Source organism: Deinococcus aetherius, assembly GCF_025997855.1.
Lineage (GTDB): Bacteria > Deinococcota > Deinococci > Deinococcales > Deinococcaceae > Deinococcus > Deinococcus aetherius.
In genome coordinates this window covers 2,277,721-2,302,500 of sequence record NZ_AP026560.1, presented here as the reverse complement: position 1 = coordinate 2,302,500, position 24,780 = coordinate 2,277,721, and the positions used below count along the sequence as shown (strand labels likewise).

Annotated in this window: 28 protein-coding genes; 22 read left to right on the top strand and 6 right to left on the bottom strand. The window is 70.1% G+C overall.

The window, feature by feature from the left end:
- The first annotated feature begins 20 nt into the window (after positions 1-20).
- The 16 genes from DAETH_RS11655 (at position 21) to DAETH_RS11580 (ending at position 11,678) form a co-directional block, all read left to right on the top strand.
- A complete protein-coding gene (locus tag DAETH_RS11655; RefSeq protein WP_264775061.1) occupies positions 21-365 on the top strand; it encodes a VOC family protein in 345 nt (114 codons plus the stop codon).
- Positions 366-380: 15 nt separating this feature from the next.
- The gene (locus DAETH_RS11650; protein WP_264775060.1) at positions 381-1,172 is read left to right on the top strand and encodes a nucleotidyltransferase family protein; all 792 of its coding nucleotides are present in this window, start codon (positions 381-383) and stop codon (positions 1,170-1,172) included.
- A 97-nt stretch (positions 1,173-1,269) separates the two neighbouring features.
- The gene (locus DAETH_RS11645) at positions 1,270-1,554 is read left to right on the top strand and encodes a DUF2171 domain-containing protein (RefSeq protein ID WP_264775059.1); all 285 of its coding nucleotides are present in this window, start codon (positions 1,270-1,272) and stop codon (positions 1,552-1,554) included.
- 107 nt (positions 1,555-1,661) lie between these two features.
- Positions 1,662-2,129, top strand: coding sequence for an NADAR family protein (locus DAETH_RS11640; RefSeq protein ID WP_264775058.1), 468 nt, complete (start codon positions 1,662-1,664; stop codon positions 2,127-2,129).
- A gap of 336 nt (positions 2,130-2,465) precedes the next feature.
- Positions 2,466-4,394, top strand: a complete 1,929-nt coding sequence (locus tag DAETH_RS11635) for an alpha-amylase family protein (protein ID WP_264775057.1) — start codon at positions 2,466-2,468, stop codon at positions 4,392-4,394.
- Positions 4,391-4,582 (top strand): hypothetical protein, encoded by a 192-nt coding sequence (locus tag DAETH_RS11630; protein WP_264775056.1) that lies wholly within the window; start codon positions 4,391-4,393, stop codon positions 4,580-4,582. The genes DAETH_RS11635 and DAETH_RS11630 overlap by 4 nt, the downstream gene beginning before the upstream one ends.
- 141 nt (positions 4,583-4,723) lie before the next feature.
- A complete protein-coding gene (locus DAETH_RS11625) occupies positions 4,724-5,011 on the top strand; it encodes a hypothetical protein (RefSeq protein WP_264775055.1) in 288 nt (95 codons plus the stop codon).
- 12 nt (positions 5,012-5,023) lie between these two features.
- Positions 5,024-5,452 carry a GNAT family N-acetyltransferase gene (locus tag DAETH_RS11620; RefSeq protein ID WP_264775054.1) on the top strand — a complete coding sequence of 143 codons (429 nt, stop codon included), beginning with the start codon at positions 5,024-5,026 and terminating at the stop codon, positions 5,450-5,452.
- 146 nt (positions 5,453-5,598) lie between these two features.
- Entirely contained in the window at positions 5,599-5,802 is a 204-nt protein-coding gene (gene rpmI / locus DAETH_RS11615; protein ID WP_264775053.1) for a 50S ribosomal protein L35, read from the top strand.
- A gap of 4 nt (positions 5,803-5,806) precedes the next feature.
- Complete coding sequence (gene rplT / locus DAETH_RS11610; protein WP_264775052.1) at positions 5,807-6,166, top strand: 50S ribosomal protein L20; 360 nt, start codon at positions 5,807-5,809, stop codon at positions 6,164-6,166.
- 163 nt (positions 6,167-6,329) lie between these two features.
- Positions 6,330-7,127, top strand: a complete 798-nt coding sequence (gene ppgK, locus DAETH_RS11605) for a polyphosphate--glucose phosphotransferase (protein ID WP_264775051.1) — start codon at positions 6,330-6,332, stop codon at positions 7,125-7,127.
- Between the two features lie 46 nt (positions 7,128-7,173).
- On the top strand, positions 7,174-7,920 hold the full coding sequence (locus DAETH_RS11600) for a sporulation protein (protein WP_264775050.1): 747 nt from the start codon (positions 7,174-7,176) through the stop codon (positions 7,918-7,920).
- A 60-nt stretch (positions 7,921-7,980) separates the two neighbouring features.
- On the top strand, positions 7,981-9,156 hold the full coding sequence (locus tag DAETH_RS11595; RefSeq protein ID WP_264775049.1) for an amidohydrolase family protein: 1,176 nt from the start codon (positions 7,981-7,983) through the stop codon (positions 9,154-9,156).
- Between the two features lie 70 nt (positions 9,157-9,226).
- Positions 9,227-9,448 (top strand): 50S ribosomal protein L31, encoded by a 222-nt coding sequence (rpmE, locus tag DAETH_RS11590; protein ID WP_102128126.1) that lies wholly within the window; start codon positions 9,227-9,229, stop codon positions 9,446-9,448.
- A gap of 476 nt (positions 9,449-9,924) precedes the next feature.
- Positions 9,925-10,536, top strand: a complete 612-nt coding sequence (locus DAETH_RS11585; RefSeq protein WP_264775048.1) for a thymidine kinase — start codon at positions 9,925-9,927, stop codon at positions 10,534-10,536.
- Between the two features lie 68 nt (positions 10,537-10,604).
- Positions 10,605-11,678: a GGDEF domain-containing protein gene (locus DAETH_RS11580; protein ID WP_264775047.1), complete on the top strand. Its 1,074-nt coding sequence runs from the start codon at positions 10,605-10,607 to the stop codon at positions 11,676-11,678.
- A 39-nt stretch (positions 11,679-11,717) separates the two neighbouring features.
- Here the strand turns inward: DAETH_RS11580 and DAETH_RS11575 are convergent, their stop codons facing one another.
- Positions 11,718-12,710 carry a LacI family DNA-binding transcriptional regulator gene (locus DAETH_RS11575; RefSeq protein WP_264775046.1) on the bottom strand — a complete coding sequence of 331 codons (993 nt, stop codon included), beginning with the start codon at positions 12,708-12,710 and terminating at the stop codon, positions 11,718-11,720.
- Between the two features lie 144 nt (positions 12,711-12,854).
- On the opposite strand from DAETH_RS11575, the gene DAETH_RS11570 reads away from it, so the two are divergent.
- From DAETH_RS11570 to DAETH_RS11560, 3 genes are read left to right on the top strand one after another with little or no spacing between them, the layout of a single operon-like run.
- Positions 12,855-13,358: a copper chaperone PCu(A)C gene (locus DAETH_RS11570; protein ID WP_264775045.1), complete on the top strand. Its 504-nt coding sequence runs from the start codon at positions 12,855-12,857 to the stop codon at positions 13,356-13,358.
- Between the two features lies 1 nt (position 13,359).
- Positions 13,360-14,028, top strand: coding sequence for an SCO family protein (locus DAETH_RS11565; RefSeq protein ID WP_264775044.1), 669 nt, complete (start codon positions 13,360-13,362; stop codon positions 14,026-14,028).
- Positions 14,025-14,849 (top strand): cytochrome c oxidase assembly protein, encoded by an 825-nt coding sequence (locus DAETH_RS11560; RefSeq protein WP_264775043.1) that lies wholly within the window; start codon positions 14,025-14,027, stop codon positions 14,847-14,849. The genes DAETH_RS11565 and DAETH_RS11560 overlap by 4 nt, the downstream gene beginning before the upstream one ends.
- A gap of 513 nt (positions 14,850-15,362) precedes the next feature.
- Here DAETH_RS11560 and hisD read toward each other — a convergent pair.
- The 3 genes from hisD to DAETH_RS11545 all read right to left on the bottom strand — a co-directional run bounded on the left by hisD (position 15,363) and on the right by DAETH_RS11545 (position 18,682).
- On the bottom strand, positions 15,363-16,775 hold the full coding sequence (hisD, locus tag DAETH_RS11555) for a histidinol dehydrogenase (protein ID WP_264775042.1): 1,413 nt from the start codon (positions 16,773-16,775) through the stop codon (positions 15,363-15,365).
- Between the two features lie 69 nt (positions 16,776-16,844).
- Positions 16,845-17,492, bottom strand: coding sequence for a hypothetical protein (locus tag DAETH_RS11550; protein WP_264775041.1), 648 nt, complete (start codon positions 17,490-17,492; stop codon positions 16,845-16,847).
- An 11-nt stretch (positions 17,493-17,503) separates the two neighbouring features.
- Positions 17,504-18,682, bottom strand: a complete 1,179-nt coding sequence (locus DAETH_RS11545) for a phosphopentomutase (RefSeq protein WP_264775040.1) — start codon at positions 18,680-18,682, stop codon at positions 17,504-17,506.
- A gap of 98 nt (positions 18,683-18,780) precedes the next feature.
- Between DAETH_RS11545 and lptB the strand changes: the two genes are divergently transcribed.
- Genes lptB through DAETH_RS11530 form a run of 3 tightly spaced genes read left to right on the top strand, consistent with a single transcriptional unit; the run spans position 18,781 to position 22,551 of the window.
- Positions 18,781-19,542: an LPS export ABC transporter ATP-binding protein gene (gene lptB / locus DAETH_RS11540; RefSeq protein WP_264775039.1), complete on the top strand. Its 762-nt coding sequence runs from the start codon at positions 18,781-18,783 to the stop codon at positions 19,540-19,542.
- Positions 19,543-19,559: 17 nt separating this feature from the next.
- Positions 19,560-21,311, top strand: coding sequence for a DUF3084 domain-containing protein (locus DAETH_RS11535; RefSeq protein ID WP_264775038.1), 1,752 nt, complete (start codon positions 19,560-19,562; stop codon positions 21,309-21,311).
- A 46-nt stretch (positions 21,312-21,357) separates the two neighbouring features.
- A complete protein-coding gene (locus DAETH_RS11530; protein ID WP_264775037.1) occupies positions 21,358-22,551 on the top strand; it encodes an ABC transporter substrate-binding protein in 1,194 nt (397 codons plus the stop codon).
- Positions 22,552-22,879: 328 nt separating this feature from the next.
- Here DAETH_RS11530 and DAETH_RS11525 read toward each other — a convergent pair whose 3' ends face one another.
- Positions 22,880-23,731, bottom strand: coding sequence for a carbohydrate ABC transporter permease (locus DAETH_RS11525; protein WP_264775036.1), 852 nt, complete (start codon positions 23,729-23,731; stop codon positions 22,880-22,882).
- Positions 23,732-23,743: 12 nt separating this feature from the next.
- The gene (locus DAETH_RS11520; RefSeq protein ID WP_264775035.1) at positions 23,744-24,679 is read right to left on the bottom strand and encodes a carbohydrate ABC transporter permease; all 936 of its coding nucleotides are present in this window, start codon (positions 24,677-24,679) and stop codon (positions 23,744-23,746) included.
- Between the last annotated feature and the right edge of the window lie 101 nt (positions 24,680-24,780).

Below are 24,780 nucleotides of genomic sequence, written 5' to 3'. Positions count from 1 at the left end.
GGGGCTGTTAAGCTACGCCCATGCTCAAAATCGGCTCCATCGTCTGGGGTGTGCGAGACGTGCCCAGGGCCATAGCCTTCTGGACGCAGGCGTTGGACTACCGGCTCCGCAACGAACCGGACGAGGACTGGGCCGTCCTGGTGCCCCGGGAAGGACCGGGCGTCCAGCTCGCCCTCGACCTGATCGACTCGGACAAGGCGCGGCGCCACCACCTCGACCTCTACGCCAGCGACCAGGCGGCGGAGGTGGAGCGGCTTCTGGCGTTAGGGGCGACCCGCGTGGACTGGCGCTACGAGCAAGGCGCCGACTACGTGGTGCTGGCCGACCCCGACGGCAACCGCTTCTGTGTGGTGCAGAAGGATTGAGACGAGAATCGTGGGGTGACCCTTCCTCTCCTCGCCCATTCCATCGCCGCCCGCATGGCGCAGGTTCCCGGCGTGGTCGCCGTCTCCCTTGGCGGCTCGCGCGCCCGTGGCAACGCCAGCCCCGACTCCGACCTCGACCTCGGCCTCGCCTACGACGCTCCCCAACCCTTCGACCTGACCGCTCTGAACGCCCTGTGCCGTGATCTCGACGACTCGGGGACCGCCGAGGCCACCCCGCCCGGCGGCTGGGGCCTCTGGGTGGACGGCGGCGCGTGGCTGACCGTGGGGGGGCAACGGGTGGACTTCATCTACCGGGAACTCGGCCGGGTGGAGCAGAGTGTGGAGGACGCGCTGGCCGGGCGAGTGAGCCTGCACGCCCAGCCCGGGCACCCCCATGGCATCCACGGCCACCACTACGCGGCGGAACTGGCGACGGGCGTCATCCTCCACGACCCGTCGGGCAGGCTGGAGGGGCTCCGCGTGCGACTCGGCGGCTACCCGGCGGCCCTCGCCGCGTCGCTGGAGCGGCACTACGGCTGGCAACCGGGCTTCTGGCTGGACGGGGCGGCCAAGGGCCTGAAACGTGGCGACGTGCATTACGCGCAGGGGTGCCTCTATCAGGCCGTCATGGCGTTTGTGCAGACGCTCTGCGCGCGGGAACGGGCCTGGATTCTCAACGAGAAGGGGGCGGTCGCGCTGGCGGGAACGTTGCCGGGAACTCCCCATAATTTCGAGGCGCGGGTCAACCTGGCGCTCACGGCGTTGGACGTGGACGCCGTGCGGAACCTGGCCGCCGAGTTGGGGTGAGCCTGCGCTCCGCATGGAGATTCCCCCAACGTTCCGTGACCCTCTTCTGTACCCGACTGTCATCTGATTCGACGGAAGAGCCCCGTAGGCTACGCCCATGACTCAAAATGACGGACAGAACGACCAGAACGTCGCCAACCAGATCGACGACCGGGTAAGCCAGGACTTGCGTCAGCGCCTCGAAAGCCAGGGCGAGCACATGCAGGTCAAGGACGTGAACGGCGAGCACGTCGGCACGGTGGATCACGTGGAGGGCGACCAGCTCAAGCTCACCCGCACCGACAGCCCCGACGGCCAGCACCATTACGTGCCCCTCTCGCAGGTCGAGAGCATGGACGAGGTGGCGGTGTACCTCAACGTCGGCCGCGATCAGGTGCAGTAAGGCCAGCCGGGCAGGGAGGGCGGTGGGGGAGGCCTCGCCGTCCTCTTCCCGTTGGCCTACCCCGCTTGGCGGATGCGCTTCCTGACCCGGCCTGAAAGCCTGCTACTATGCCGGACGCCCTGTACTTCTACCGCACCGCCCACCCCTTTTCGAACTTCCACCCAAGTGTTTTCACCAAGGACGGCGCGACCTACCGCTGGGCCGAGCAATACCTGATGGCGCGCAAGGCCCGGCTCTTCGGTGATGAGGGAAGGCTCGCCGCCATCCTCGCCGCCCGCACCCCGGCAGACTGCAAGGCGCTGGGCCGCCGCGTCACGCCATATGACGACGAGGTGTGGACGCGTGAACGTTACGGTGTGGCGCTCGACATGCTCCGGCTCAAGTTCGGGCAGAACGTCGAGCTGCGAGACGCTCTCCTTGCCACCGGAGACGCCCTGCTCGTCGAGGCCTCGCCCACCGACCGTATCTGGGGCATCGGCTTTTCGGAGGGGGAGGCGGAGGCTAACCGTCACGCCTGGGGCGAGAACCTGCTGGGTCGCGCGCTGATGGAGGTGCGGGCGGAGTTGCGGAGATAAGACCTCCTACGAAAGGCGCAGAAGGCGGAAGGCGAAGGTCAGAGGCCCCCGGGGTGGCCAGGCTTTTCTCTCGACGGAGGGCAAGGCGTTCCCTGGCCCTGGGGAGCGGCTGGGCTGGTCACACGCCCCCTCACCCGTTGCTTCGCAACGCCCTCTCCCACCCGGGGAGAGGGTCAAAAGAGCGAAAACGCCGAGTCACAAGCAAATCTGAGTTGCGCACTTCTGTTGTAGACAACCTGAATCCAGCTGAGAGAAAAGCCCAGGGGTTGGCCTTCCGCCTTCGACCTTCTGTCCGTCCTTTTTGGACCCGTTCCCACTTCCGGTTATGCTGGGCGTGTGCTCAAGTCCGACCCCTGGGCGCGGCTGCGGACCGCGTTCGACGACGACCGTGACGCCGATACGTTCCTGTTGCGCCTAGAGCGGTACGGCCCCGACCTGCAAGGGAGCCTGCGCGCCGTGTACGGGGACCGGGCGGATGAACTCCTGGGCCGCCTGACCGAGGTGATGCTCCACGCCTACCACGCCCGCCCAGCCGACCTCCGGCGCCTTGACGAGGCCCGCCTCCTGCGCCCCGACTGGCTCCAGACCCCCGACATGATTGGGTACATCGCCTACGCGGACCGCTTCGCCGGGACCCTCAAGGGTGTGGGCGAACACCTCGACTACCTCGAAGGCTTGGGCGTGAAGTACCTTCACCTGATGCCCCTCCTCAAACCCCGCGCGGGCGAGAACGACGGCGGCTACGCGGTGCAGGACTACCGGGCCGTGCGCGAGGACCTGGGCACGATGGACGACCTCTCGGCCCTGGCGCGGGGGTTGCGGGGGCGCGGCGTGAGCCTCGTCCTCGACCTCGTGCTCAATCACGTGGCCCGCGAACACGAGTGGGCGGAGAAAGCGCGTGCCGGAGACGCCAAATACCGCGACTACTTCCACATCTTCCCCGACCGCGAGATGCCCGACGCCTACGAGCGCACCCTCCCCGAGGTCTTCCCCGACTTCGCGCCGGGCAACTTCACCTGGAACGACGCGGCGGGCGGCTGGGTCTGGACCACCTTCAACTCCTACCAGTGGGACCTGAACTGGGCCAACCCGGATGTCTTCCTGGAGTTCGCCGACCTGATCCTGTACCTGGCGAACCGGGGGGTGGAGGTCTTCCGGCTGGACGCCATCGCCTTCATCTGGAAGCGGCTGGGCACGACGAGCCAGAACCAGCCCGAGGTCCACCACCTCACCCGGGCCCTGCGCGCCGCCGCCCGGATCGTGGCGCCCGGGGTCGCCTTCAAGGCGGAGGCCATCGTGGCGCCCGCCGACCTGATCCACTACCTCGGCACGCGGTCACACCACGGCAAGGTCTCGGACATGGCCTACCACAACAGCCTGATGGTGCAGATCTGGTCCACCCTGGCGAGCCGCAACACCCAGCTCTTCGAGGAGGCGCTGCGGGCCTTTCCCCCCAAGCCCACGAACACGACCTGGGGTATGTACGTCCGCTGCCACGACGACATCGGCTGGGCGATCAGCGACGAGGACGCCGCCCTCGCCGGGCTGAATGGCGAGGCGCACCGCCGCTTCCTGAGCGACTTCTACAGCGGGGAGTTTCCGGGGTCCTTCGCGCGGGGCCTCGTCTTCCAATTCAACCCGGCGACCGGGGACCGCCGCATGAGCGGGTCGGGGGCCAGCCTCGCCGGATTGGAGGCGGCGCTGGAGGCCGGGGACCCGGGCCGGGTGGACGACGCCGTGCGCCGCATCCTCCTCGCCCACGCGGTCGTGCTGGGCTTCGGCGGAGTGCCCCTGCTGTACATGGGGGACGAACTGGCGATGCTCAACGACTACGGCTTCACCGAGGTGCCCGAACACGCCCCCGACAACCGCTGGGTCCACCGCCCGGAGATGGACTGGGAACTGGCGCGGAGGGTGGAACACGAGCCCGACTCGCCCGCCGGACGGGTGAACGCGGGCCTGCGCCACCTGATCCGCGTGCGGCAGGACGCTCCGCACCTGCACGCCAGCATCGAGAGCCACGTCGTCCCCAGCCCCGACGCGCGGGTGCTGCTGCTGCGCCGCGACCACCCCCTCGGTGTGATGGTGCAGGTCTACAACTTCAGCGAGGGGGAGGTGTTCCTGCCCGCCCACCTCCTGCGCGACCACCTCGGCGAGCACGCGACCGATCTCCTCGGCGGGAGCGCCTTCACCTTCGGGTCCTACCCGGTCCATCTGGACCCCTACCGGGCATTGTGGCTGGTGAGCCGTGAGGTTCTGGGATGACCCGCCACCGCCGCGCCCGCATCCCCGTCGAGACGCTGCTGAGGGCGGCCCACAACGCCGCCGAGCGACTGACTCAACTCAGCCGTAACCCCGAAGTCCGGCGTGAGGCGGCGAACGTCGCGCAGGCCGTCACGCGGTTGTTGGTGGCAATTCGCAGGAGCGGGCAGGGGACGAAGCCGCCGGAGTAGAGCTTCCCCTTCGCTGCCCGGCGAGGGCTCTTCGCAACAGGCCCGCTCGCCAGAGGTCATCCCCTGAACACTTACACCGTTGAACACCCCGAGCTGATCACCCTGGCCGATTTCTACGCCCTGCACCCCGACCCGGCGGACGTGGCGAAACGTCTGCCCGTGCTGCGGGGGAACATCGAGGCGGGCAGGGTCCGGCTGGAGAACATCCTGATTCTCCGCTCCGAGAGGGGCGTGGAGGGCACTGCCCTGCTTTCTGCTGCTCCTCACGTTCCTGTCTTTCCGCGCTTTCATCCCGGTGTGACTCCCGATGCCCTGACCGTTCTGGCCCGCGCCCTCCGTGAGAGGGCGGAGCCGGAGCGGGTGCTGCTGCTTCAGGACGACCAGGCTCCTCTGAACCGTGAGGCAGTGGAAGCGGCAGGCTGGCGGTAGAGCAGCACAGAGGTGATCTACGAGACGGACTTGCGGACCCGCCCTGACCTCCGTGATCCGCAGGCGGTCGAAGGCAATCCCGACTGGCTCTCCCGCCCCGAGGTCCGGGCGCTTCTGGACGCAGATGGCCACACCGACTACGAACTGGGCGAGGAAGAGCGGCTCTTTGGTCTGGACGACGGCGAGGGGCTGGCGGCGTTTGGTAAGGTCGGCCCCAGCGGTCGCCCGGACTGGGCCAACATCCACCTGATCGGCGTCCTCTCGCGGGCGCGTGGTCGTGGGCTGGGCACCCGCCTCCACGCACATCTGCTCGCCCTCGCCGCCGAAGAGCACACGCATCACGCTGGAGGGACCGGGGCAGACAACCACGCCATGCGCCGTATCTTCGAGAAGAACGGCCGCCGCCCCAACGTCACCCAGATGTACTTCCGGCCGTCCTGACTCCCTCTTGCCCTTCCCCTTCTGCCCCCTGTATAGTTTCCCCTTGGCCAAGCGGGACGGGGCGGCCAACGGTCTCCACCGGGAGACGGCCCCAGCCCCCAGACGGAACCCTCCCCGAGGAGTGGGACCGGGCTATAGGAGCAAGTATGCCGAAGATGAAGACGAAAAAGAGCATGACCCGCCGGGTGAAGGTCACGGCCACCGGCAAGGTCATGGCGTTCAAGAGTGGCAAGCGCCACCAGAACACCGGCAAGAGCGGCGCCGAGATCAGCGGCAAGGGCAAGGGCTTCGTGCTCGCCAAGAGCGAGTGGGCCCGCATGAAGCTCGGCCTCGTGACCGGGAGGAAGTGAGCCTATGCCACGCGTCAAGACCGGGATCGTCCGCCGCCGCCGCCACAAGAAGGTGCTCAAGCGCGCCAAGGGCTTCTGGGGTTCTCGTAGCAAGCAGTACCGCAACGCCTTCCAGACGCTGCTCAACGCCGCGACCTACGAGTACCGTGACCGCCGCAACAAGAAGCGCGACTTCCGCCGCCTGTGGATTCAGCGCATCAACGCGGGTGCGAGGTTGCATGGCATGAACTACTCCACCTTCATCAACGGCCTCAAGCGTGCCGGGGTGGACCTCAACCGCAAGGTGCTCGCCGACATCGCCGCCCGCGAGCCCGAGGCCTTCCGCGCGCTCGTGGACGCTGCAAAGGGTGCGCGCAGCCAGTAAGCGAGCAGTTCCAAAGAGGCCGCCTCCCACCGTGGGGGCGGTTTTTTGTGGCTGTCAGCTCTCAGCGGTCAGCCGTCAGCAAAACAGGCTGAAAGCTGAGAGCTGATGGCCGACCGCTTTCCCCGCTACCGAGGAGCCGCCTCCGTCGCTTACGCTGTACCCCATGAGCGTGATCCTCGGCATCGACATCGGCGGCAGCGGCATCAAGGGGGCTCCGGTGGACACTTTGAGCGGGAAACTGCTGACGGAGCGCCACCGCATCCCCACCCCGGAGGGCGCGCGGCCCGATGGGGTCAAGGACGTGGTGGCCGAACTCGTGCGGCACTTCGGGCACCAGGGGCCGGTGGGCGTCACCTTCCCCGGCATCGTGCAGCACGGCAGGACGCTGAGCGCGGCTAACGTGGACAAGGGGTGGATCGGGCTGGACGCCGACGCCCTCTTTACCGAGGCGACCGGGCGGGACGTGACCCTCATCAACGACGCGGACGCCGCCGGGCTCGCCGAGGCGCGGTTCGGGGCCGGGGCGGGCGTCTCCGGCGTGGTGATGGTGCTGACCTTCGGGACGGGGATCGGCAGCGCCCTGATCCACGACGGGGTCCTCGTGCCGAATACCGAACTCGGGCACCTGTGGCTCAAGGGGGACAAGCACGCCGAGACCTGGGCCTCCGACCGTGCCCGCGAGCGCGACGACCTGAACTGGAAGGCGTGGGCCAAACGCGCCTCCACCTACCTCCAGCACCTCGAACTGCTGTTTTCCCCCGACCTCTTCATCATCGGCGGCGGCATCAGCAAGAAGGCGGACAAGTGGCGCGAGCACATCCACCTCACCCGCAGCGAGTTCGTCCCCGCCGCCCTCCAGAACGAGGCGGGGATTGTCGGGGCGGCGATGGTGGCTGAGCAGCGGGCGGGTGGGCGGCGGGCGGAGGAGGCGCCCTCTCCGGTGGAGGGCGGAGCGGCGTAACGGTCCTTCCCGGGAACCCCGCCGTCACCTCGGCCGTAGGGGCCGTATGGGCTTCCTGAAGAAGATGATGGCGGCGGTCGGCGTGGGCGGGGCGACGGTGGACGCGCGGGTCCAGAACCCGGCGGTTCGCGTGGGCGAGGCGCTTACGGGTGTGGTCCTCGTGCGCGGCGGGGCGGTGGAGCAGCGGGTCGAGCGGGTCAACCTCGGCCTCGCCACCCGGTACAAGTCCGACGACAGCTACGTCACCCACCTGCTGTTCAGCCAGCCGGTGACGCCCGGCTTCGACCTGCGGCCCGGTGAGACGCGCGAGTTCCCCTTCTCGCTCACCGTGCCCCCCGGCACCCCGCTCAGCCTGCCGGGCACGGCGGTGTGGCTGGCGACCGACGCCGATATCGCGGGGGCGGTGGACCCCGGCGACACCGACCACCTCCAGATCCTCCCCAGCTGCGAGATGGCAGTCCTGATCGACGCGGCGGAGCGCCTGGGCTTCCGGCTGGCGGCGAGCGAGGTCGAGCACCACCACGGCCGGATCGTGCAGGAACTCAGCTTCCGGCCCCCGTACGGCCAATATCACCTCAACGAGCTGGAAATGATGGTGTTCCCCGCGCCCAGCGGCCTCGACGTCATCCTGGAGGTGGACCGCCGCGCCACGGGCCTGACCACGGGCCTGAGCAGCCTGTTCACCTCCGAGTTCGAGCAGAAGGGGCGGTGGCACGTTCCCGCCTCCCTCCTCGCAGGGGGACCGGACGCGGTGGCGCGGGAGTTGCGGGGGCGGATTCGGCAGTTGAGCTGAGGGCCACCGGGAGGGAAGGGGGCCGCGTCGCCCTTCCCCTCCGCCCTCACAATGGGCCGCATGACTGCCTCCAGCCTGTCCGACCCCCACACGCCCGAACTCCTCACCTGCGACGTGCTCTTCACGGGCGTGGGCGGCGGTCACGCGCCGGGCGGGGTGGTGGGCTCGAACGGCGTCGTCGCGGCCACCGGGCACCCCGACACCCTGCGCGCGAGTTACCCCCACGCGCGGGAGCGGCGGGCGGGGGCCGTCATCGCGCCGCCCCCCGTGAACGCCCACACCCATCTCGACATGAGCGCCTACGACTTCCGCGCCCTGCCCTACTTTCGCTGGATTCCCGAGGTTGTGATGGCCCAGCGCGAGCGGCGCGGGCTGGCAGGCACCGAGGCGGGTGCCGATATGCTCGTGCGCCTGGGAGCCGGGGCAGTCGGGGACATCGTATGGGCGCATCTGCCGGACGCCATGCCCGCCCTCCTCTCCCGGGGAAACCTGCGCGGCGTGGCGTACTTCGAGGTCCTGGACCCCTTCCCCGAGACGGCGGACGAGACCTTCCGGCAGACCCGCGAGCGCGTCGAGGGCTGGCGCCGCCTCGAATGGCCCGGTGGGATGCGCGTCGGCCTCTCGCCCCACACGCCCTTTACGGTCAGCCACCGCCTGATGCGCCTTCTGACCGAGTACGCGGCGGGGGAGGGCCTGCCCGTGCAGATTCACGTGGCCGAGCACCCCTCCGAGGCGGAACTGTTCTGCACGGGGGCGGGTCCGCTGTGGGAGTCCATGAGCCGCTTTCGTTACCCCGCCTCCTTCTCGGAGGTGATCGGGCGTGACCCGGCCCCCGACCTCACCCCGGTGCGCTACCTCGACGAGCTGGGGGCGCTCGCGGGGAGACCCGCCCTCGTCCATATGGTGAACGTGACCCCCGACGACATCGCCCGCGTGAGCCGCGCCGGGTGTCCGGTCGTCTCCTGCCCGCGCTCGAACGCGCACCTGGAGTGCGGCACCTTTCCCTGGGTCGCCTTCGCGGCGGCGGGGGTGGAGGTCGCCCTGGGCACCGACTCCGTCGCCAGCGGCGAGAGCCTCGACGTGCGCGAGGAGGTCGCGTTCGCCCGCCGCCTCTACCCGGACCTCGACCCGCGCCTCCTCGTGCGGGCCGCCGTCAAGGGGGGCTCCCGTGTCACGGGCCTGCCGACGCCCGTCCTGCGCCGGGGCGAGGCTTGGGACGCCCGGTACGTCTGGTAAAGTCTCCGGCGCCCTGCTATACTTCCAGGGTTGCCCGTCACGCACAACGACGTGACGGAGGAGGATCAAGATGAAGAAAGATGCCCACCCCAAGGCCGTGCCGTGCAAGATCATGTACCAGGGCAAGGTCGTCATGGAGACCCTCTCGACCCGCCCCGAGATTCATGTAGACGTGTGGAGCGGCGTGCACCCCTTCTGGACCGGCGAGGAGCGTTTCGTGGACACCGAGGGCCGCGTCGACAAGTTCAACAAGCGCTTCGGCGACTCGTACCGCACCAACCGCAAGAAGTAAGGCCGAAAGTTCGAGCCGCCCCGCCCGCGCTGGTGGGGCGGTTTTCGTTTTTCGCGGCGAGGGGGCGCGGTATTCTTCCTCGTGGCCCTGGCGAAGAAGCGTCGTAACTTTCGGGCCATTGTTGTCTCGGACTGACCCTATCGATGGCGTTTTGCCACCAAGGGCACCAGATTCCTGACGGTGGTGCCGGAAGTGGGCGGAGGTCAACGTCTGTTGGTCACCCTGCCGGAATGGCATGACCCCTGGTTGCAGCTCGTGCAGGGCAGCCGCAGCCAGGGCAACACGCCTCTCCACATCACCCCCGCTTTTGTTAAGCGAGCGATTCGGTAGGCCCTGGAACTTGGCTGGCGGCCGAATGCACTGGCCTCGATGTTCGAGTTGAATTTCGTGGACGGGCGTTTTCAGCTCATCGAACGCGGAGCAAGTCAGGTTGGGGGCAACCGTTCGGCGGCTCCCCGACTTCTATAATCCGGCCCGTGCTCAAGTCCCCCTACCACGGCGGTCACCTGGAGGTGATCGTCGGGCCGATGTTCAGCGGCAAGAGCGAGGAACTCATCCGCCGCCTGACCCGCGCCGTGATCGCCCGGCAGCGGGTCGCCGTGTTCAAGCCCGCCATCGACAGCCGTTACCACGTCACCCACGTCGCCAGCCACGCGGGCCGCTCCACCCCGGCGGTGGCCGTGCGGGACGCCGCCGCCATCCGCGCGCACCTGACGGGGGAGGGGGCGCTGCTCCCCGCGCCCGAGCAGCCCCTGCCCGAGGTCGTGGGCATCGACGAGGCGCAGTTTTTCGGGCGAGACCTCGGGCCGCTCGTGCTGGGGCTCGCCGAGGAGGGGGTGCGGGTGATCCTGGCGGGGCTCGACCTCGACTTCCGCGCCGAGCCCTTCGGGTGTATCCCCGACCTGCTCGCGCGGGCGGAGAGCGTCGAGAAGCTCACGGCGATCTGCACGGTCTGCGGGGCGCCCGCCACCCGCTCGCAGCGGCTGATCGGCGGCCAGCCCGCCCGCTACGACGACCCCGTGGTGCTCGTCGGCGCGCAGGAGACGTACGAGGCCCGCTGCCGGGTCCATCACCGGGTCGTGCGCTGAGGGGCCGCCCGCCTCCCCGGGATTAGGGTAGGATGAAGACTACACTGCTCGTCCCGGGAGTGTGTCCGATGAAGCCCCCCGCCCACCGCGCACCCCACCCCCCCGACGACGAGCCCTGGCAGGACTCGCAGCGGCGGATGTTCCTGCGGCTGGCGTGGCTGGGGACCCTGGCGTGCGCCCTGGCGTTGTGGGTGCAGCGTTTCGCCTTCGACCCCCTGGACCGGGTGGCGCTGCCCCTGCTCGCGCTGACCCTGCTCGCCCTTCGGGGGGCGGTGGCGGCCCGGCGGGTGAGGGTCCATACGGCGGTGAGCGTCACGTACGCGGCGACCACGGTGTATTTCCTGCTCGCGCTGGAGCAGCAGTTCCGGGCCTTCGCGCCCGAGGTGCACATGCTCAGCGAGAGCACGTACTGGTTCGCGCTGCTGTACGCGGCCCCCTTCCTGCTCTCCCCGTCCCGGCAGGCCCTGCGCTGGGCGGGGGGCACCTACGGAGTCGCGCTGGGCCTGTGTCTGTACCATCTCGGCTTCGGGGAGGTGCGGGGTGACCTGCGGCTCACGGCGGCGGTCCTCCAGTTCCTGCTCGCCGGGGCGGTGATGGTCGTGGTGCAGGCGACCTTCGGGGTGCAGCGGATGCACCTGCTCGCCGCGCGCGAGGCCGCGTACCGTGACACCCTGACCGGCTTGGCAAACCGCCGCGCCGCCGAGGAGAGGCTCGCCGCCCTCGCCGGGCAGGGGGAGCCCTTCACCGTGGTCCTGTTCGACCTCGACCACTTCAAACGCGTGAACGACGAGCACGGCCACGCGACTGGAGACCGGGTGCTGCGGGGCGTAGCCGGGGCGGCGCGGGGCATCCTCCCGGACGGCGGACTGGCCGCGCGCTGGGGCGGTGAGGAGTTCCTGCTCATCCTGCCGCCCCAGGAGGGGCCCGACGTGCGCCGCCTCCTCGACACCCTGCGCGCCCAGTTGCGCGACCAGCGGCACGGCGAGGTGGCGGGCGTCACCGCCTGCTTCGGGGTCGCCACCACCCGGCCAGGCGAGCATCCCGACGGCGTGATCAGCCGCGCCGACGCGGCCATGTACGCCGCCAAACGCCAGGGCCGCAACGACGTGAGACTGGACGAGACGCACCGGGGGCGCGGCTGAGGAGCCGCAGGAGGGCAAGTTTCTCTCCCGCCTCCCGGCCTACGCCGTCTCGCGCACGATGAGGTGGGGCTCGAAGCGGCGGGCGCGGGGCGGCCCCCGGAAGCCACCCAGACGGCCCAGCAGGAGTTGCGCGGCCTCGTAGCCCATCCCCTCGACGGGCTGGTGCAGGGTGGTCAGGCCGCGCGCTGCCGCCCACGGCTGGTCGTCGAAGCCGATCACGCGCAGGTCCTGTCCCACCCTCAGACCCCGCGCGTGTGCCTCGTCGAGCAGGGCCCCGGCGAGGAGGTCGGCGGAGGCGAAGACGGTGCAGGGAAACTCGGCCCCGTCGAGCAGGGCACAGGCCACGCTGCGGGCGGCGTGGGCGTCAAAGCTGGAGGTGAACTCGGCGCGCACGGTGCGGCCTGCCGCCGCGACCGCCTCGTGAAAGCCCGCGCGGCGTTCCTCGAAGACGCGGGTGGTGAAGAGCTGGTCGAGTTCGGTCTCGACCCAGATCGCGTACAGCTCGCCCGGCAGGGTGACGGCGTGCTCGCCCGCCATGCGCCCGCCCGTCACGTTGTCGAGAAAGGCGCAGTCCACCCCCTCCGCGAAGGCGTCCACGAGCACGGTGGGCTGCTGGGGGCGCAGCCGCCGCTCCTGGAAGAGCCCCGAGAGGTTGTAGGTCGCCATGACGAGCCCGTCCGCCTGGTACGCCAGGGTGTGCGAGCCGAGATACCGTTCCAGCCGCGAGCGGTCGAGCAGGGGAAAGATCGCCACGTCGTAGCGGGCCTCCTGGAAGGCCTTCTCCAGGCCGTCGAGGAGCCGGACGTAGAACTCGGTCGTCACGACGGGCAGCAGGACACTGATGGTGTAGCTCTTGCCGCCCGCGATGCGCCGGGCGTGCGGGTTGGGGGTGTAGTCGAGGTCGCCGATGGCGCGCAGGACCGTCTCGCGGGTCGCGCCCTTGACGGCGGCGTGGTTGTTCAGCACCCGCGAGACCGTGCCGACCCCCACGCCCGCCCGCTTGGCAACATCCTGAATGGTGGGCTTGCGCATAACCGTGTCCCCACCATACCCCGAGGGCCCCACGCTTGGAACCCGTTCCAAGCCGGGCAGGGTCGGGGACAAACCGGCCCCACCCCCGCGCCTAGACTGGGGACACCGAGCCCGGTTCGCTCTCAAGGAGGCTCTCCCTTTCCCATGTCCACCCCTACCCCCCTCTTCGTGGCCCTCGCGCTCGCCGCCGTCGTGATTCCCGCCGCCGGTGAGCAGGCCGGGCACCACCTGACTGAGCACGCTCGACAGAGCACCCCGGCGCAGGCCGCCCGCCCCGCCCCCCTGCCCCTGACCGTGCAGGGGGCCACCGTGGTCGCCGTGCCCCCTGGCGCGACCGAGACGAGCGTGTTCATGACGCTGCGTAACCCAGGGAACGCCCCCGTCACCCTGACCACCGTCCGTAGTCCCGTCGCCGGACACGCCATGTTGATGAAGACCCGGCGCGACGCGCAGGGCCGCACGGGTATGACCGCCGCCCCCAGCCTGACCGTCCCCGCCCGGGGCACCCTGACCCTTTCCGCGACCGGCGACCACCTCATGCTGATGGACCTGACCCGGCCCCTGCGGGTGGGCGAGACGATCCGCCTCACCCTTGGCGGGGGACAGGGGCGCACCCTGAACGTGGACGCCGTCGTCCGCAAACCCTGATATGACCGAGACCTCGCTGCCCTCCACCGCCCCTGCCCCCGCCGCACGGCCCTGGTACGTGTCGGCTCTCCTCGCCCTGTGCGCGGTCGCGCTCGTGCTGGGGGGCGCCTGGGGGTTCGCCCGTCTGCGGAATCCCTTCCCCTTCTACGGCACCGCCTTCGACCGCCCCGCTGCCGCGCAGGTCTTCTCCGGCACCGACCAGAACGGCAAAGCCTGGACCTTCCAGCCCGGGGGAAACGGCCGGACGACCGCCCTCTTCTTCGGCTTCACCCACTGCCCGAACATCTGTCCCCTCAGCCTCGCCTACCTCGACAAGGCGCGCCGGGCATTGCCTCCCGAGCAGCGTGAACGCTTCGACATCGTGCTCGTCAGCGTCGATCCCCAGCGGGACATGCCCGCCCGCCTCAAGGAATACGTCGAGTTCTTCGGCAAGGCGACCGGCGTGCAGGTGCCCGAGCCGGACCTCTCCAGGGTCGCCCGCGCCTACGGGGTGGCCTACCAGAAGGCCGACGTGAAGGGCCCCGACAACTATCAGATCAACCACACGACGGGCACGTACCTGATCGACTCGGCGGGCAAGCTGCGCCTGCTGTGGGACTACACCCAGCTCCCGCAGGTTGACCGGGTGGTGCGCGACATCGAGCACGTCATGGAGAACCCCGCCTCATGAACGTTCCCGCCGACCTGAGCCCCGGCCTGGGCAGTCTGCTCGCCCTGCGGTTCGACCCGTTGGTCTGGCTGCCCGTCCTCGCGGCGGCCGGGTGGTACGGCTGGCGGTACGTGCAGGCCCGGCGAACTGCCGAGGGCCGGGCGCGCTGGCCCGCCTGGAAGGCCGTGCTGTTCGGGCTCGGTGTGGTTCTCCTGATCCTCGCCACCCAGTCCGCCGCGACGAGTCTCACCCTGAACAGCATGGCGCTGTACATGGGGCGGCTGATGGTCCTCGCGGAGGTCGTGCCGCCGCTGTTGATCCTGGGCCTGCCGCGTGGCGTCGTGATCGACCCACGCCGTCCCCTCGGGCGGGTGCTGGGGGTGGTGCTCGACCCCTGGGTGGCGCTCGCCGTGTGGTCCGCCGTCATCATCTTCTGGAACATTCCGGCGGGCTTCAATGCCAGTGTCGTCACGAACACCGCCGGGGCGCTGCTCCCTGCCCTGTACCTGCTGAGCAGCCTGCTCGTCTGGGGGGTCGTGCTGCGGCCCTTGCCCAGCGTGCAGCCTGCGGGCATCGGCTCTCGCGGGTGGTTCGGGCTGCTCGCCGCGCTGCCGATGATGGCGGTGGCGGCGGTGTGGCTGTACTCACGGCAGGTGCTGTACACGCCCTACGTCGGGGCGCTATGTCTGTGGAACCTCACGCCGCTCGAAAATCAGCAGATCAGCGGGTGGATCATGATGGTGGCGGGGGTGCCCGCGCTGGGGCTGGCGTTCATTCAGCTGATGGCGTGGTTGATCGAGTTGACGGACGGGGACGTGCGTCCGCCTGCGGCCAAAGGGTGAATGGGTGGCCCCGCCTTTCGGAGATGGAGGGCGGGGTTGGTGTTGAGGGGCTGGGCATCTTGCCACGGTTTACCCCCACCCCCCTGCCCCCTACCCCCAGGGGGGGCAGGGGGAGCTTTCCGCTGCGCTCGGCAAGGACAAACGGGCGGCGCGGGTGGTCGAGTTCTTCCCAGCGGAATGTCTGATCTTGTCGCGCCCCATCCGTAGGCCCACCGTCTCGCTGCGCGAGCCGACGTGGTCGTGGGCCAGGACCGTCCAGTCACAGGCACTCATGGGGCGTCCAGATTCGCGTTTTGAAAAGCGCGAGGCTTCAGCTTTTCTCCCTCTCCTCTCGTGGGTGACTCGCAGAGCCGCGCAGCAGAGGGCCGGGGAGAGGGGGCGTGTGACCACATCCACCGCCCCTGCCTCACCCACCATCTTGTTGCCCCTCCCCCCTTGTGGGGGAGGCTGGGAGGGGGGTGAACGGCCAAGGCCCCCCAGAGACCCCAACCTTCGACAGCCCCTTTCCTTCCGTTACAGCGGCCCCAACCTGTCCGTCTCCCTCACTCCCCGCCCCGACTCCACCTCTTCCTCCAGCACCTCCAGCGTCGCCTCGGGGTGGGCGCCGGGCACTTCCGGGGTCAGGCGGCTCTCGATGGCGCGGGCGTGGGCCTCCAGCCCCTCGGCGCGGGCGAGGACGGCGGCGGCGGGGCCGATGCGGCTCAGGGCGGATTCATTGACGCCGACGACGCTGATGATGTTCTGGAAGTCGCGGACGTTGACGGGGCTCATGAAGCGGGCCGTGCCCCCGGTGGGCATGACGTGGCTGGGCCCGGCGACGTAATCGCCCAGCGCCTCCATGCTCGCCTCGCCGAGAAAGACGCCGCCCGCCCGCCGCACCCGCCCGAGCAGGCTCCACGGGTCGCGCGTCAGCAGGCAGAGGTGTTCGGGGGCGTACAGGTTGGCGAGGTCGAGCGCCTCGTCCAGATCGGCGGCGAGGACGATCTTCATCCGGCTCAGCACACTGTCGCGCGCCCAACTGCGGTTGGGTTCGGGCAGGGCTTCGAGCTGGCCGCTTACCTGGTTTTGCACCTCCACGAGCAGCCCCTTGCTGGTGGAGACGAGGACGGGTTCGGCCCCCAGGTGCTCCGCCTGCGCGAGGAGGTCGGCGGCCACGTAACGCGGGTCGGCGCTGTCGTCCGCCACGACGAGGGTCTCGGTGGGGCCGGGCAGGCTCTCGATGCCGGTCTGCCCGTACACCAGCCGCTTGGCGATCACCACGAAGAGGTTGCCGGGCCCCGCGATCTTGTCCACGGCCGGGATGCTGGCGGTTCCGTAGGCCAGGGCTGCAATCCCCTGCGCGCCGCCCACGCGGAACACCCGGCTCACCCCCACCTCGCGCGCCGCGACCAGGATGGCGGGGTGGACCGCGCCGTCCCGCGCTGGCGGCGTGGTCACGACGATCTCGGGGACGCCCGCCACCCGCGCCGGGACCGCCGTGTGGATCAGGCTGCTGACCAGAGGCGCGAGGCCGCCCGGCACGTACACCCCCACCCGGCCGAGCGGGCGCACGAGTTGCCCGAGGGCGCCGTCCGGCCCGTGCTCCAGGAAGCCGTGGGCGGGCTGCCGCTCGTGGAAGGACCGGACGCGGTCCACCGCGAGCCGGATGGCGTCGTGGAGGTCGGGCTCGACCGTCGCTGCCTCGATCTCCTCGCGCGACACTTCCAGCGTGTCCGGGCGGAAGCCGTCCACCTTCTCCGTCCAGTCGCGCAGGGCGTCGTCGCCGCGTTCTCGGACATCGGCGAGGATGCGCTGGGCGACCTGGGTGGGGGTCAGGCGTTCGCCGTAGAGCGCCTCGTTGCGGTCGAGGACGCTCTCGGGCACGGGAATCTCGGAAAAACTTCGGGTCAGGGCCGCGCGGGCGGCGTCACCTTGCAGGACTTGCATGGGGGCTCCGGGGAAGCTGTCAGCTTGAAAGAAGGGGAAAGCGAGTGTTGTTTGCTGATCGCTGACGACTCATCCGCCCCGCCGCCGTCGCCGCTCCGGTTGCCCCTTGCGGGCGGGTTGCAGCAATGCCTCGACGGGGCCGAAGTCGGTCGGCTGGATCAGGCGCAGCAGGCGGTGGGGAGCTTCGCGCTCGACGTACACGTAGGCGCCGCCGGGGCGCAGGAAGTAGGCGCGGGCGGGCACGTCGCCGACCTCCGCGTCGGGGAGGCGCTGCACGAGCACCTGTCCGCCGGTGAGCCGGGTGGTCGCCCGCTCCTCTTCGCCCAGGCCGCGCAGCCACAGCAGCAGCGAGACGGGGTCGTGGTACTCGGTCGTGAGGGGCAGGGTCGCCTCCTCCTTGCCCTGGCGCAGGGTGACCAGGCCGGTCTTGCGGTCGAAGGTGGTCTCGAAGGTGGCCCGGCCACGCCCGTCGCCCTCCGCGTAGCCCAGGCTGGTCAGGAAGCGGGGGTGGAGGCGGCTGACCTGAAGGCGGCGCAACTCCGGCAGCACCCCACCGAAGTCGGTCTGCACCCGCGCCACCAGGGCGCTGCGCTCGGGCTGAATCGCCCAGTTCTGTTCACCCGCGTACCGCCCGCCCAGCGAGAGGGTGAGGGTGAACGCCTCGGGACCCGCGCGGAAGGTGGAGGCGCCGTCGTCCGGGGAGGAGGTCTCGGGCACGGGGGTCGGGGTCAGCTCAGCGTCTTCCAGAAGCTCTCACCCGGCCCCTCCCACGCGGCACCCAGCGCCTCGGCGGCGGTCGTGCCCACATCCGCGAAGGTGGCGCGCTCGCCCAGGTCCACGGCTCCCGCCATTCCCGGGCGGTAAGCGAGCAGCAGCCCGTACTCGCGGGTGTGGTCCGTCCCGTGCCACGTCGGGTCGTTCCCGTGGTCGCTGATGACGAGGAGCGCCCCGCCTTCCGGCACCGCCGCCAGCAGGTCGGGGAGGGCCGTGTCGAACTCGGCCAGACTCCGGCTGTACCCCTGCGGATCGCGGCGGTGCCCGAATTTCGCGTCGAAGTCCACGAGGTTGGTGAAGATCAGCCCGCCCGTGCCCTCCTGCGCCGCCCGCCGCATCCGGGCGAGGGTCTTCTGAACCCCGTCCGCGTTGTTGTCGGTGTGGATTTCCTCGGTGAAGCCCCGGTGCGCGTAGATGTCGGGGATCTTGCCGATGCCGACGACCTCCCCGCCCGCCTCCCGTAGCGCGTCGAGCACGGTGCGCGGCGGCTCCAGCGAGAAGTCCCGGCGGTGCTCGTTCGCCCGCTCGAAGGGCCACTCCCCCCGGAACGGGCGGGCGATCACGCGCGCCACCGCGAACTCACCCTGGAGGAGGTCGCGCGCCGCCTGACACCACTCGTACAGCGTCTCCAGCGGCACCACGTCCTCGTGGGCGGCGATCTGGAAGACGCTGTCGGCGCTCGTGTACACGATGGGAAAGCCCGTGCGTAGGTGCTCCTCCCCGAAGTCGCGGATCACGTCGGTGCCGCTGTAGGGCCGGCTGCAGAGGTGCCCGCGCCCTATCAAAGCGTCGAAAGCGTCCATCACGGCACGGGGGAAGCCGTCCGGGAAGACCTGAAAGGGGTGCTGGAGCTGCACGCCCATGAACTCCCAGTGTCCGGTGCTCGTGTCCTTGCCGGGGCTCACCTCGCGCATCCGGCCGAAAGCGCCGCGCACCTCGCCCCCCGGGAGGGTATTCGGTCCGGTCACGACGGTGGGCACCCGGCCCAGCCCCAGCCGCGCGAGGTTGGGCAGGGGCACCGGGGCCGCCGCGAGGGTGTGGTTGAGGGTGTGCGCGCCCGCGTCCCCGAACCGCTCCGCGTCGGGCAACTCGCCGACCCCCACGGAGTCGAGCACGATGATCGTCAACAGCATGGCCTCAGTGTAGGCCCCAGGCCGGGAGAAGCGGCCCACCCGCGGCCTTCGTCGCGCCCGTCACGGGAGCTGCCGGGGGCCCATGCTACCCTCTGGACGTGACCGCCCCCGCCGTCTTGCCCACCGTCACCGCGCGACCGGAGCTGACCGCCCAGGGCCTCAGCAAGACGTATGGTCGGCGACAAGTCGTGCGCGGGGTGGATTTCACGGTGCGGCCCGGCGAGATCGTGGCCCTATTTGGCCCGAACGGGGCGGGGAAGACCACGACCTTCTACATGCTCGTGGGCTTCATCCGGCCCGGCCGGGGAAGCATCCGGCTCGGCGACCGCGACGTGACCCGGCTCCCCATGCACGAGCGGGCGCGGCTGGGGCTGGGGTACCTCCCGCAGGAGCCCAGCGCCTTTCGCAAGCTCACCGCCCGGGACAACCTGCTCGCCATCCTCGAATACCAGCGCCTCTCCCGCACCGAGCAGGAGGCCAGGGCTGACGCGCTTCTCGCTGAGTTCGGCTTGACGCACCTGAGGGACTCCTACGCGTACCAACTCTCGGGCGGGGAGCGGCGGCGCCTCGAACTTGCGCGGTCCCTGACCACCGACCCCGACTACCTGCTGCTCGACGAGCCCTTCACGGGCGTGGACCCCAAGAGTATCCGAGAGATCCAGCGCCTGATCCGCGAGTTGCGCGACCGCCGGGGGATCGGCGTGTTCATCACCGACCACAACGTCCGCGAGACCATCGCCCTGACCGACCGGGTGTACCTGATGTTCGACGGGTCAACGAAGTTCGAGGGCACCCCGGCGCAGTTCGCGGCCGACGAGGACGCCCGTCGCCACTACCTCGGCGACGACTTCGAGCTGTAAGGCGGGGGGGAAGGCACGTGTTGTGGCTGTTCCTGCCCTTCGTGGTCGTCCTCTCGGGGGTGGTGGCCTACGCGGCCGACACCATCGCCAAGAAGGTGGGGCGCAAGCACTTGCGCTGGTTCGGGCTGCGGCCCAAGACGACCGCCCTCGTCGTGGCGGTCTTGTCGGGCATGGGGATCAGCGCGGCGAGCCTGGCAGCCTTTTTGCTCCTCAACCGCAGCGCGGTGAACACCATCGCGCAGGCGGACCAGCTTCGGCCTCAGGTCACCGCGCTGCGCGACGAGCTTCAGGACGTGCAGGGCGACCTCTCGGCGGTGCAGCGAGAGCGCGACGCCGCCCAGCGCGAGGCCGAGCGGCTGCGGGCGGAGCGGGCGCGGGCGCAGGCCAGCCTGGAGGAGGCGACGACTGAGCTGAAGGCGGCCCAGGTCCGGCTCCAGACTGCGCAGGCCCAGCGCCGCACCGCGCAGACGCAGACGGCGGGGTTGCAGGCCCGCGTCGCCCAGCTCACCGCCCTGCGCGAGGCGCTCGAAAAGCGGGCGGAGGAAAGCCGCGCCCGCCTCACCGCGTCGGAGGAGGCCCTGGCGTCCAGCCGGGAGCGGGCCCGGGCGCTCGACGCGCGGGTGGCCGCGCTGGACGGGCAGGTCGCCGACCTCGACGCCCGCGCCGCCCAGGCCGAGACGGCGGCCACCCAGACGCAGGCCCGCGCCCAGGCCGCCCAGGAGCGCGTGGCGGCCCTGGGGAAACAGGTCGCCGAGCTGGAGGCCTCGCGCCGGAGAATCGAGGCGCAGCGCAACCAGCTTGCCGGGGAGCGGGACGCGGCGCGGCGGGCCCGTGACGCCGCCGTCGCCGCGAGCGCCCAGGCCGAGGCGCAGCGCGTGGCCGCCCAGGGGGAGCGTGACCGGCTCGCCGCCGAGCGCAACGAGCTTCTCGCCGCCCGCGAGCGGCTGAGGACGGAGCGCGACAACGCTGCCCGCGCCCGCGACGCGGCGGTGCGTGACCGCGAGGCCGCCGCCCAGGCGCGGGACGCGGCCCTCGCCGAGCGGGACCGGGTGCGCGCCGACCTCGCCTCGCTGCGGGCCCAGCAGGCCGACCTGCGGGCGGCGAACGAGACGCTCGCCCGCGACCTGGCGAGTACGCGCGCCTCGCTGGGCAAGCTCCAGGACGAGTACTCCAGCGCCCGCACCGAACTCAGCGCCAGCCGCAACGCCGACCTCGCCTTTCCCAAGAACGACCTCGTGTACGCGGGCGTGGTGCCGGGCGTGCGCAACCTAGACACCTTCCTGGCGAGCGCCGCCGCCGCCGCCAACGCGCGGGGGGCGCGCGGCGCGCCTGCCGCCCGGCTGCCTGCCCCCGCCCGCGCCGCCCTGGAGGCGAGGCTGCGCGGCCTGAACGCGAGCACCTTCGTGCAGTGCCGCGCCGCGAACAACACGGCGGTCGGCTTCCCGGTGGACCTCGCCTGCGAGGCCCGACCCAACAGCACCCTGTACCGGGGCGGCCAGCTCATCCGCCGGATGGACGTGACCCTGGGAAATGACCCCCGCCGCGTGCAGGCCCAGATTCAGGACCTCGTGCAGGACACGGTGGCGGACCTCACCACCCGGGGGGTGCCCAGCGAGTACATCGCCAACGGGGGCCTCGACGTGAACGAGTTCGTGGACCTCCTTACCCGTTTGAGCGGGCGCAGCGGCCCCAGCGCCTCGGTCGGCATTGCCGCCCGCGAGGACGTGCGGCCCGGCAGCCGGGTGGACCTTTACCCCGTGCTGCCCTAATCCCCGCGTCAGGCTGCGGCAAGACCGGGCCGCTATCCTGCCCCCCATGCGCCGCCTCGCCCTGCCCCTGACCTTCCTGCTGGCCGCCTCCGCCCAGGCCGCCCCCGTCCGCATCGAGTTCTGGCACGCGATGGACCAGGGCACGGTCGCGGGGTACGCCCAGGCCTTCAACCGCTCCCAGTCCACCTACGAGGTCGTGCCCGTGGCGGGCGGCAACTACCGCGAGCTGAACGACAAGCTCCAGGCCGCTCTGAAGGCGGGCAAGGCTCCCCCGCTCGCCCAGGTCGAGTTCACCCGCTTCGCCCGGCTGGCGGCGGACGGCGGGCTCACCGACCTCTCGCGGCTGACGGACGCGTTGCCGGGCAGTCTCACCGGGGACCTCTACCCCCCGATCTGGCGGGCGGGAGAGGTCGGAGGCAAACGCTACGGCCTCCCCTGGAACGTCAGCGTGCCCGTCCTGATGTACAACGCGGGGGCGCTGCGCCGGGAGGGGGTGTCGGTCCCGGGGACCTGGGCGGAGGTCGAGAGCGTCAGCCGCCAGCTCGCCACCCGGGGCCGCCGTCCCCTCGTCGCCGCCGCCGACGCCTGGACCTTCGAGGCGAACGTGACCTCGCGGGGCGGCAGCCTCGTCGTGAACGGCCGCCCCAACCTGAATGGACCGGAGGCGGTCGCGGCCCTCACCCAGCTCGCCCGCATGAGTGAGGCCGGGGTCGCCCAGCCCAGGCGGCTCTCGGAGGCCACCCGCGCCGCCTTCGACTTCGCGCGGGGACAGAACCTCTTCGTCGCCGCCAGCGTCGCCAACTGGACCGACGCGCGCAAGCTGCCCTTCTTCCAGCTCGGTATCGCGCCCTTTCCCTGCGGGAAGGCGGGGGAGTGCTCGCTGCCCCTCGGCGGTGCCCACCTCGTCGTGCCGCAGGGGGCCTCCCCTCAGGAGCAGGCCGGGGCCGTCGCTTTCTGGCAGTTCCTGATGGAGCCCGCCCGCCTCGCCGAGTGGGTCAAGAGCACCGCCTACGCGCCCACCCGCCGCAGCGTGACGCCCCTCCTGAACGACTGGTACGCGAGAAATCCCCAGATCAGGGCCGCCCACGCCCAGCTCGACCACGCGGTGCCCCGCCCCACCGCCCCCGCCTTCGAGCAGTGGACCCTGTACCTGGAGGATGCCATCTCGCAGGCCACCACCGGCAAGCTGAGCGCGAGGGCGGCGCTGGACGAGGCGCAGCGCAAGGCGGAGGGGAAGTAGGGGTCAGGACTTAGATGCTAGGACCTCCCCACATCCACCATGCCACCGTTGCAATAGCACCCGCCAAAAGCGCTTGCAACACTGCCCAAGCGTACTCTCGGCCACCAGGCCACAAAAGCGCCATGATCAAAGTAATGACAGCTAGCACGCCAAACAATTTCAGCAGAAACGCGGCCGTCTTATCGGAGATCGTAGGGGGTCTCACGCTATCGTTTTCCTCCTTCAGGAGAGTTTCGGGTACCGGTCCTACTTTAGTAAGGACAGCAAAAAGGAGGGCCACCTCGTGCGGGGTCGCCCTCCTTCTTGCCTGCTTGAGGTGCGTGCAGCCTCAGCCCTTCACGGCCCCGGCGGTCAGGCCGGAGACGATGTTGCGCTGGAACACCAGCACCAGGATGATCAGCGGCACCGTCACCACGATGCTCGCCGCCATGATCGGCCCCCACGGCTGGTCGTACTGCGAGGCGCCGGAGTAGTTGGCGATCACCACGGGCACCGTGCGGTTGGAACTCGTGAAAGTCAGCGCGAAGAGGTACTCGTTCCAGGCGTTGATGAAGGCGAGCAGCCCGGTCGTGACCAGCGCGGGCATCATCACCGGGAAGAGCACCCGGAAGAGCGTCTGGAGCGGCGAGGCGCCGTCCACGAGCGCGGCCTCCTCCAGCTCACCGGGAATGTCCCGCACGAAGGAGGTCAGCACCCAGACCGTGAAGGGGATCGTGAAGATCAGGTAGCTGAAGATCAGGGCGACCGGGCTGTTGAAGAGCCTCGTGGCCTGCACCAGGGTGAACAGGCCGCCCAGCACCGCGATCTGCGGAAAGACGCTCACCGCGAGGATGATGTAGAGGATAAAGGCCTTGCCCCTGAACTTGAAGCGCCCCAGCGCGTAGGCGGCAAAACTGCCCAGCAGCAGGCTGATGACCACCGACGCGACCGCCACGATCACGCTGTAGAGCAGCCCGCGCTGGAAGTTGGGGTTGGAGAAGACCTGCGTGTAGTTGCTCAAGGTGGAGGGCGCCGTGAGGAATTGCAGCGGCGGCAGGAAGAGGTCCCCGGCCCGCCGGAAGCTCGTCAGCACCGCCCAGAAGAAGGGGAAGAGCAGGTACACCGTGATGACGAGGACGAGCACGTAGAAGAGGACGCGCTGGAGGTAGAACATGAACGGGTTGGTGCGTTTCAGATACATGGCGCTCTCCTCTCAGTCGAACTTCACCCGGAACGCGGTGACGTACATGACCACGATCACCATGATGATCAGGAAGATCGCCACGGCGACCGCGCTGCCCAGGCCGAGCTGCGAGTTGTCGATCATGGCGAGGCGGGCGTAGCCGGTCATGGAGGTGCTGGAGGCGTTCACCGGTCCCAGCATCACGTACATGATGTCGAAGACGCGCAGGGCGTCGAGGCTGCGGAAGACGAGCGCGACTAGCAGGGCGGGTCTCAGCAGGGGCAGGGTCAGGCGCCAGAACTGGGTCCACCTGCTCGCGCCGTCCATGTCGGCGGCCTCGTACATGTCGCCCGGCAGGCTTTGCAGGCCTGCCAGGATCAGCAGCGCCATGAAGGAGGTCGTCTTCCACACGTCCACGGCGATCAGCGCCCAGATCGCGGAGTCGGTGTTGGCGAGCAGCGCCTGCCCGCCCAGCAGACCGCGCCCGACCAGCCCGAAGGAGTCGTTGTACATATACGCCCACATCTGGGCGCTCACCACCGTGGGAATCGCCCACGGCACCAGCATCGCGGTGCGCAGGAAGGCCCGGCCCTTGAAGGCGCTGTTTACCACGAGCGCGATGATCATGCCGAGAACCGTTTCCAGGAACACGCTGACGACCGTGAAGAGCAGCGTGTTCCGCACCGCCGTCCACCACTTGGGGTCTTGCAGGAAGCCCAGCGGCACGCCCTCGTCGGTGGTGAACCAGAAGTTCCCCAGCCCCAGGAAGGTGCGCTGGTCAGGCGTGGTGAGGTTGGCCTCGTGCAGCGCGAAGAAGAAGGTGCGGTAAAGGGGATAGCCCGCCACGACCGCTATGGCGATGAGTGTCGGCAACAGCAGCCAGATCGCCTGGCGGGCCCGCGCCGTCTCGATGCCGCGCCTGCGGGTGGGGGCTACGGCGGTGGGTGGTGTGGCCTTGGTGGTCATGGGGTGCCCCCTGTCTCGCCCGGCGACCCCGGCGGGCCGGGGAGCGGGTCTGAGTGCCGGGGCGCGGTCGGCCCCGTCCAAGAAACGGCGAGGGAAACGGC

Bases quoted from the DNA above. Each gene is read 5' to 3' on its own strand.
- ppgK (WP_264775051.1), top strand. From the start codon at position 6,330: ATGAGCGTGATCCTCGGCATCGACATCGGCGGCAGCGGCATCAAGGGG.
- DAETH_RS11560 (WP_264775043.1), top strand. From the start codon at position 14,025: ATGAACGTTCCCGCCGACCTGAGCCCCGGCCTGGGCAGTCTGCTCGCC.
- DAETH_RS11570 (WP_264775045.1), top strand. From the start codon at position 12,855: ATGTCCACCCCTACCCCCCTCTTCGTGGCCCTCGCGCTCGCCGCCGTC.
- hisD (WP_264775042.1), bottom strand. From the start codon at position 16,775: ATGCAAGTCCTGCAAGGTGACGCCGCCCGCGCGGCCCTGACCCGAAGT.
- DAETH_RS11580 (WP_264775047.1), top strand. From the start codon at position 10,605: ATGAAGCCCCCCGCCCACCGCGCACCCCACCCCCCCGACGACGAGCCC.
- DAETH_RS11520 (WP_264775035.1), bottom strand. From the start codon at position 24,679: ATGACCACCAAGGCCACACCACCCACCGCCGTAGCCCCCACCCGCAGG.
- DAETH_RS11640 (WP_264775058.1), top strand. From the start codon at position 1,662: ATGCCGGACGCCCTGTACTTCTACCGCACCGCCCACCCCTTTTCGAAC.
- rpmE (WP_102128126.1), top strand. From the start codon at position 9,227: ATGAAGAAAGATGCCCACCCCAAGGCCGTGCCGTGCAAGATCATGTAC.
- DAETH_RS11545 (WP_264775040.1), bottom strand. From the start codon at position 18,682: ATGCTGTTGACGATCATCGTGCTCGACTCCGTGGGGGTCGGCGAGTTG.
- DAETH_RS11595 (WP_264775049.1), top strand. From the start codon at position 7,981: ATGACTGCCTCCAGCCTGTCCGACCCCCACACGCCCGAACTCCTCACC.
- DAETH_RS11565 (WP_264775044.1), top strand. From the start codon at position 13,360: ATGACCGAGACCTCGCTGCCCTCCACCGCCCCTGCCCCCGCCGCACGG.
- rplT (WP_264775052.1), top strand. From the start codon at position 5,807: ATGCCACGCGTCAAGACCGGGATCGTCCGCCGCCGCCGCCACAAGAAG.
- DAETH_RS11655 (WP_264775061.1), top strand. From the start codon at position 21: ATGCTCAAAATCGGCTCCATCGTCTGGGGTGTGCGAGACGTGCCCAGG.
- DAETH_RS11525 (WP_264775036.1), bottom strand. From the start codon at position 23,731: ATGTATCTGAAACGCACCAACCCGTTCATGTTCTACCTCCAGCGCGTC.
- rpmI (WP_264775053.1), top strand. From the start codon at position 5,599: ATGCCGAAGATGAAGACGAAAAAGAGCATGACCCGCCGGGTGAAGGTC.
- DAETH_RS11530 (WP_264775037.1), top strand. From the start codon at position 21,358: ATGCGCCGCCTCGCCCTGCCCCTGACCTTCCTGCTGGCCGCCTCCGCC.
- DAETH_RS11645 (WP_264775059.1), top strand. From the start codon at position 1,270: ATGACTCAAAATGACGGACAGAACGACCAGAACGTCGCCAACCAGATC.
- DAETH_RS11600 (WP_264775050.1), top strand. From the start codon at position 7,174: ATGGGCTTCCTGAAGAAGATGATGGCGGCGGTCGGCGTGGGCGGGGCG.
- DAETH_RS11575 (WP_264775046.1), bottom strand. From the start codon at position 12,710: ATGCGCAAGCCCACCATTCAGGATGTTGCCAAGCGGGCGGGCGTGGGG.
- DAETH_RS11630 (WP_264775056.1), top strand. From the start codon at position 4,391: ATGACCCGCCACCGCCGCGCCCGCATCCCCGTCGAGACGCTGCTGAGG.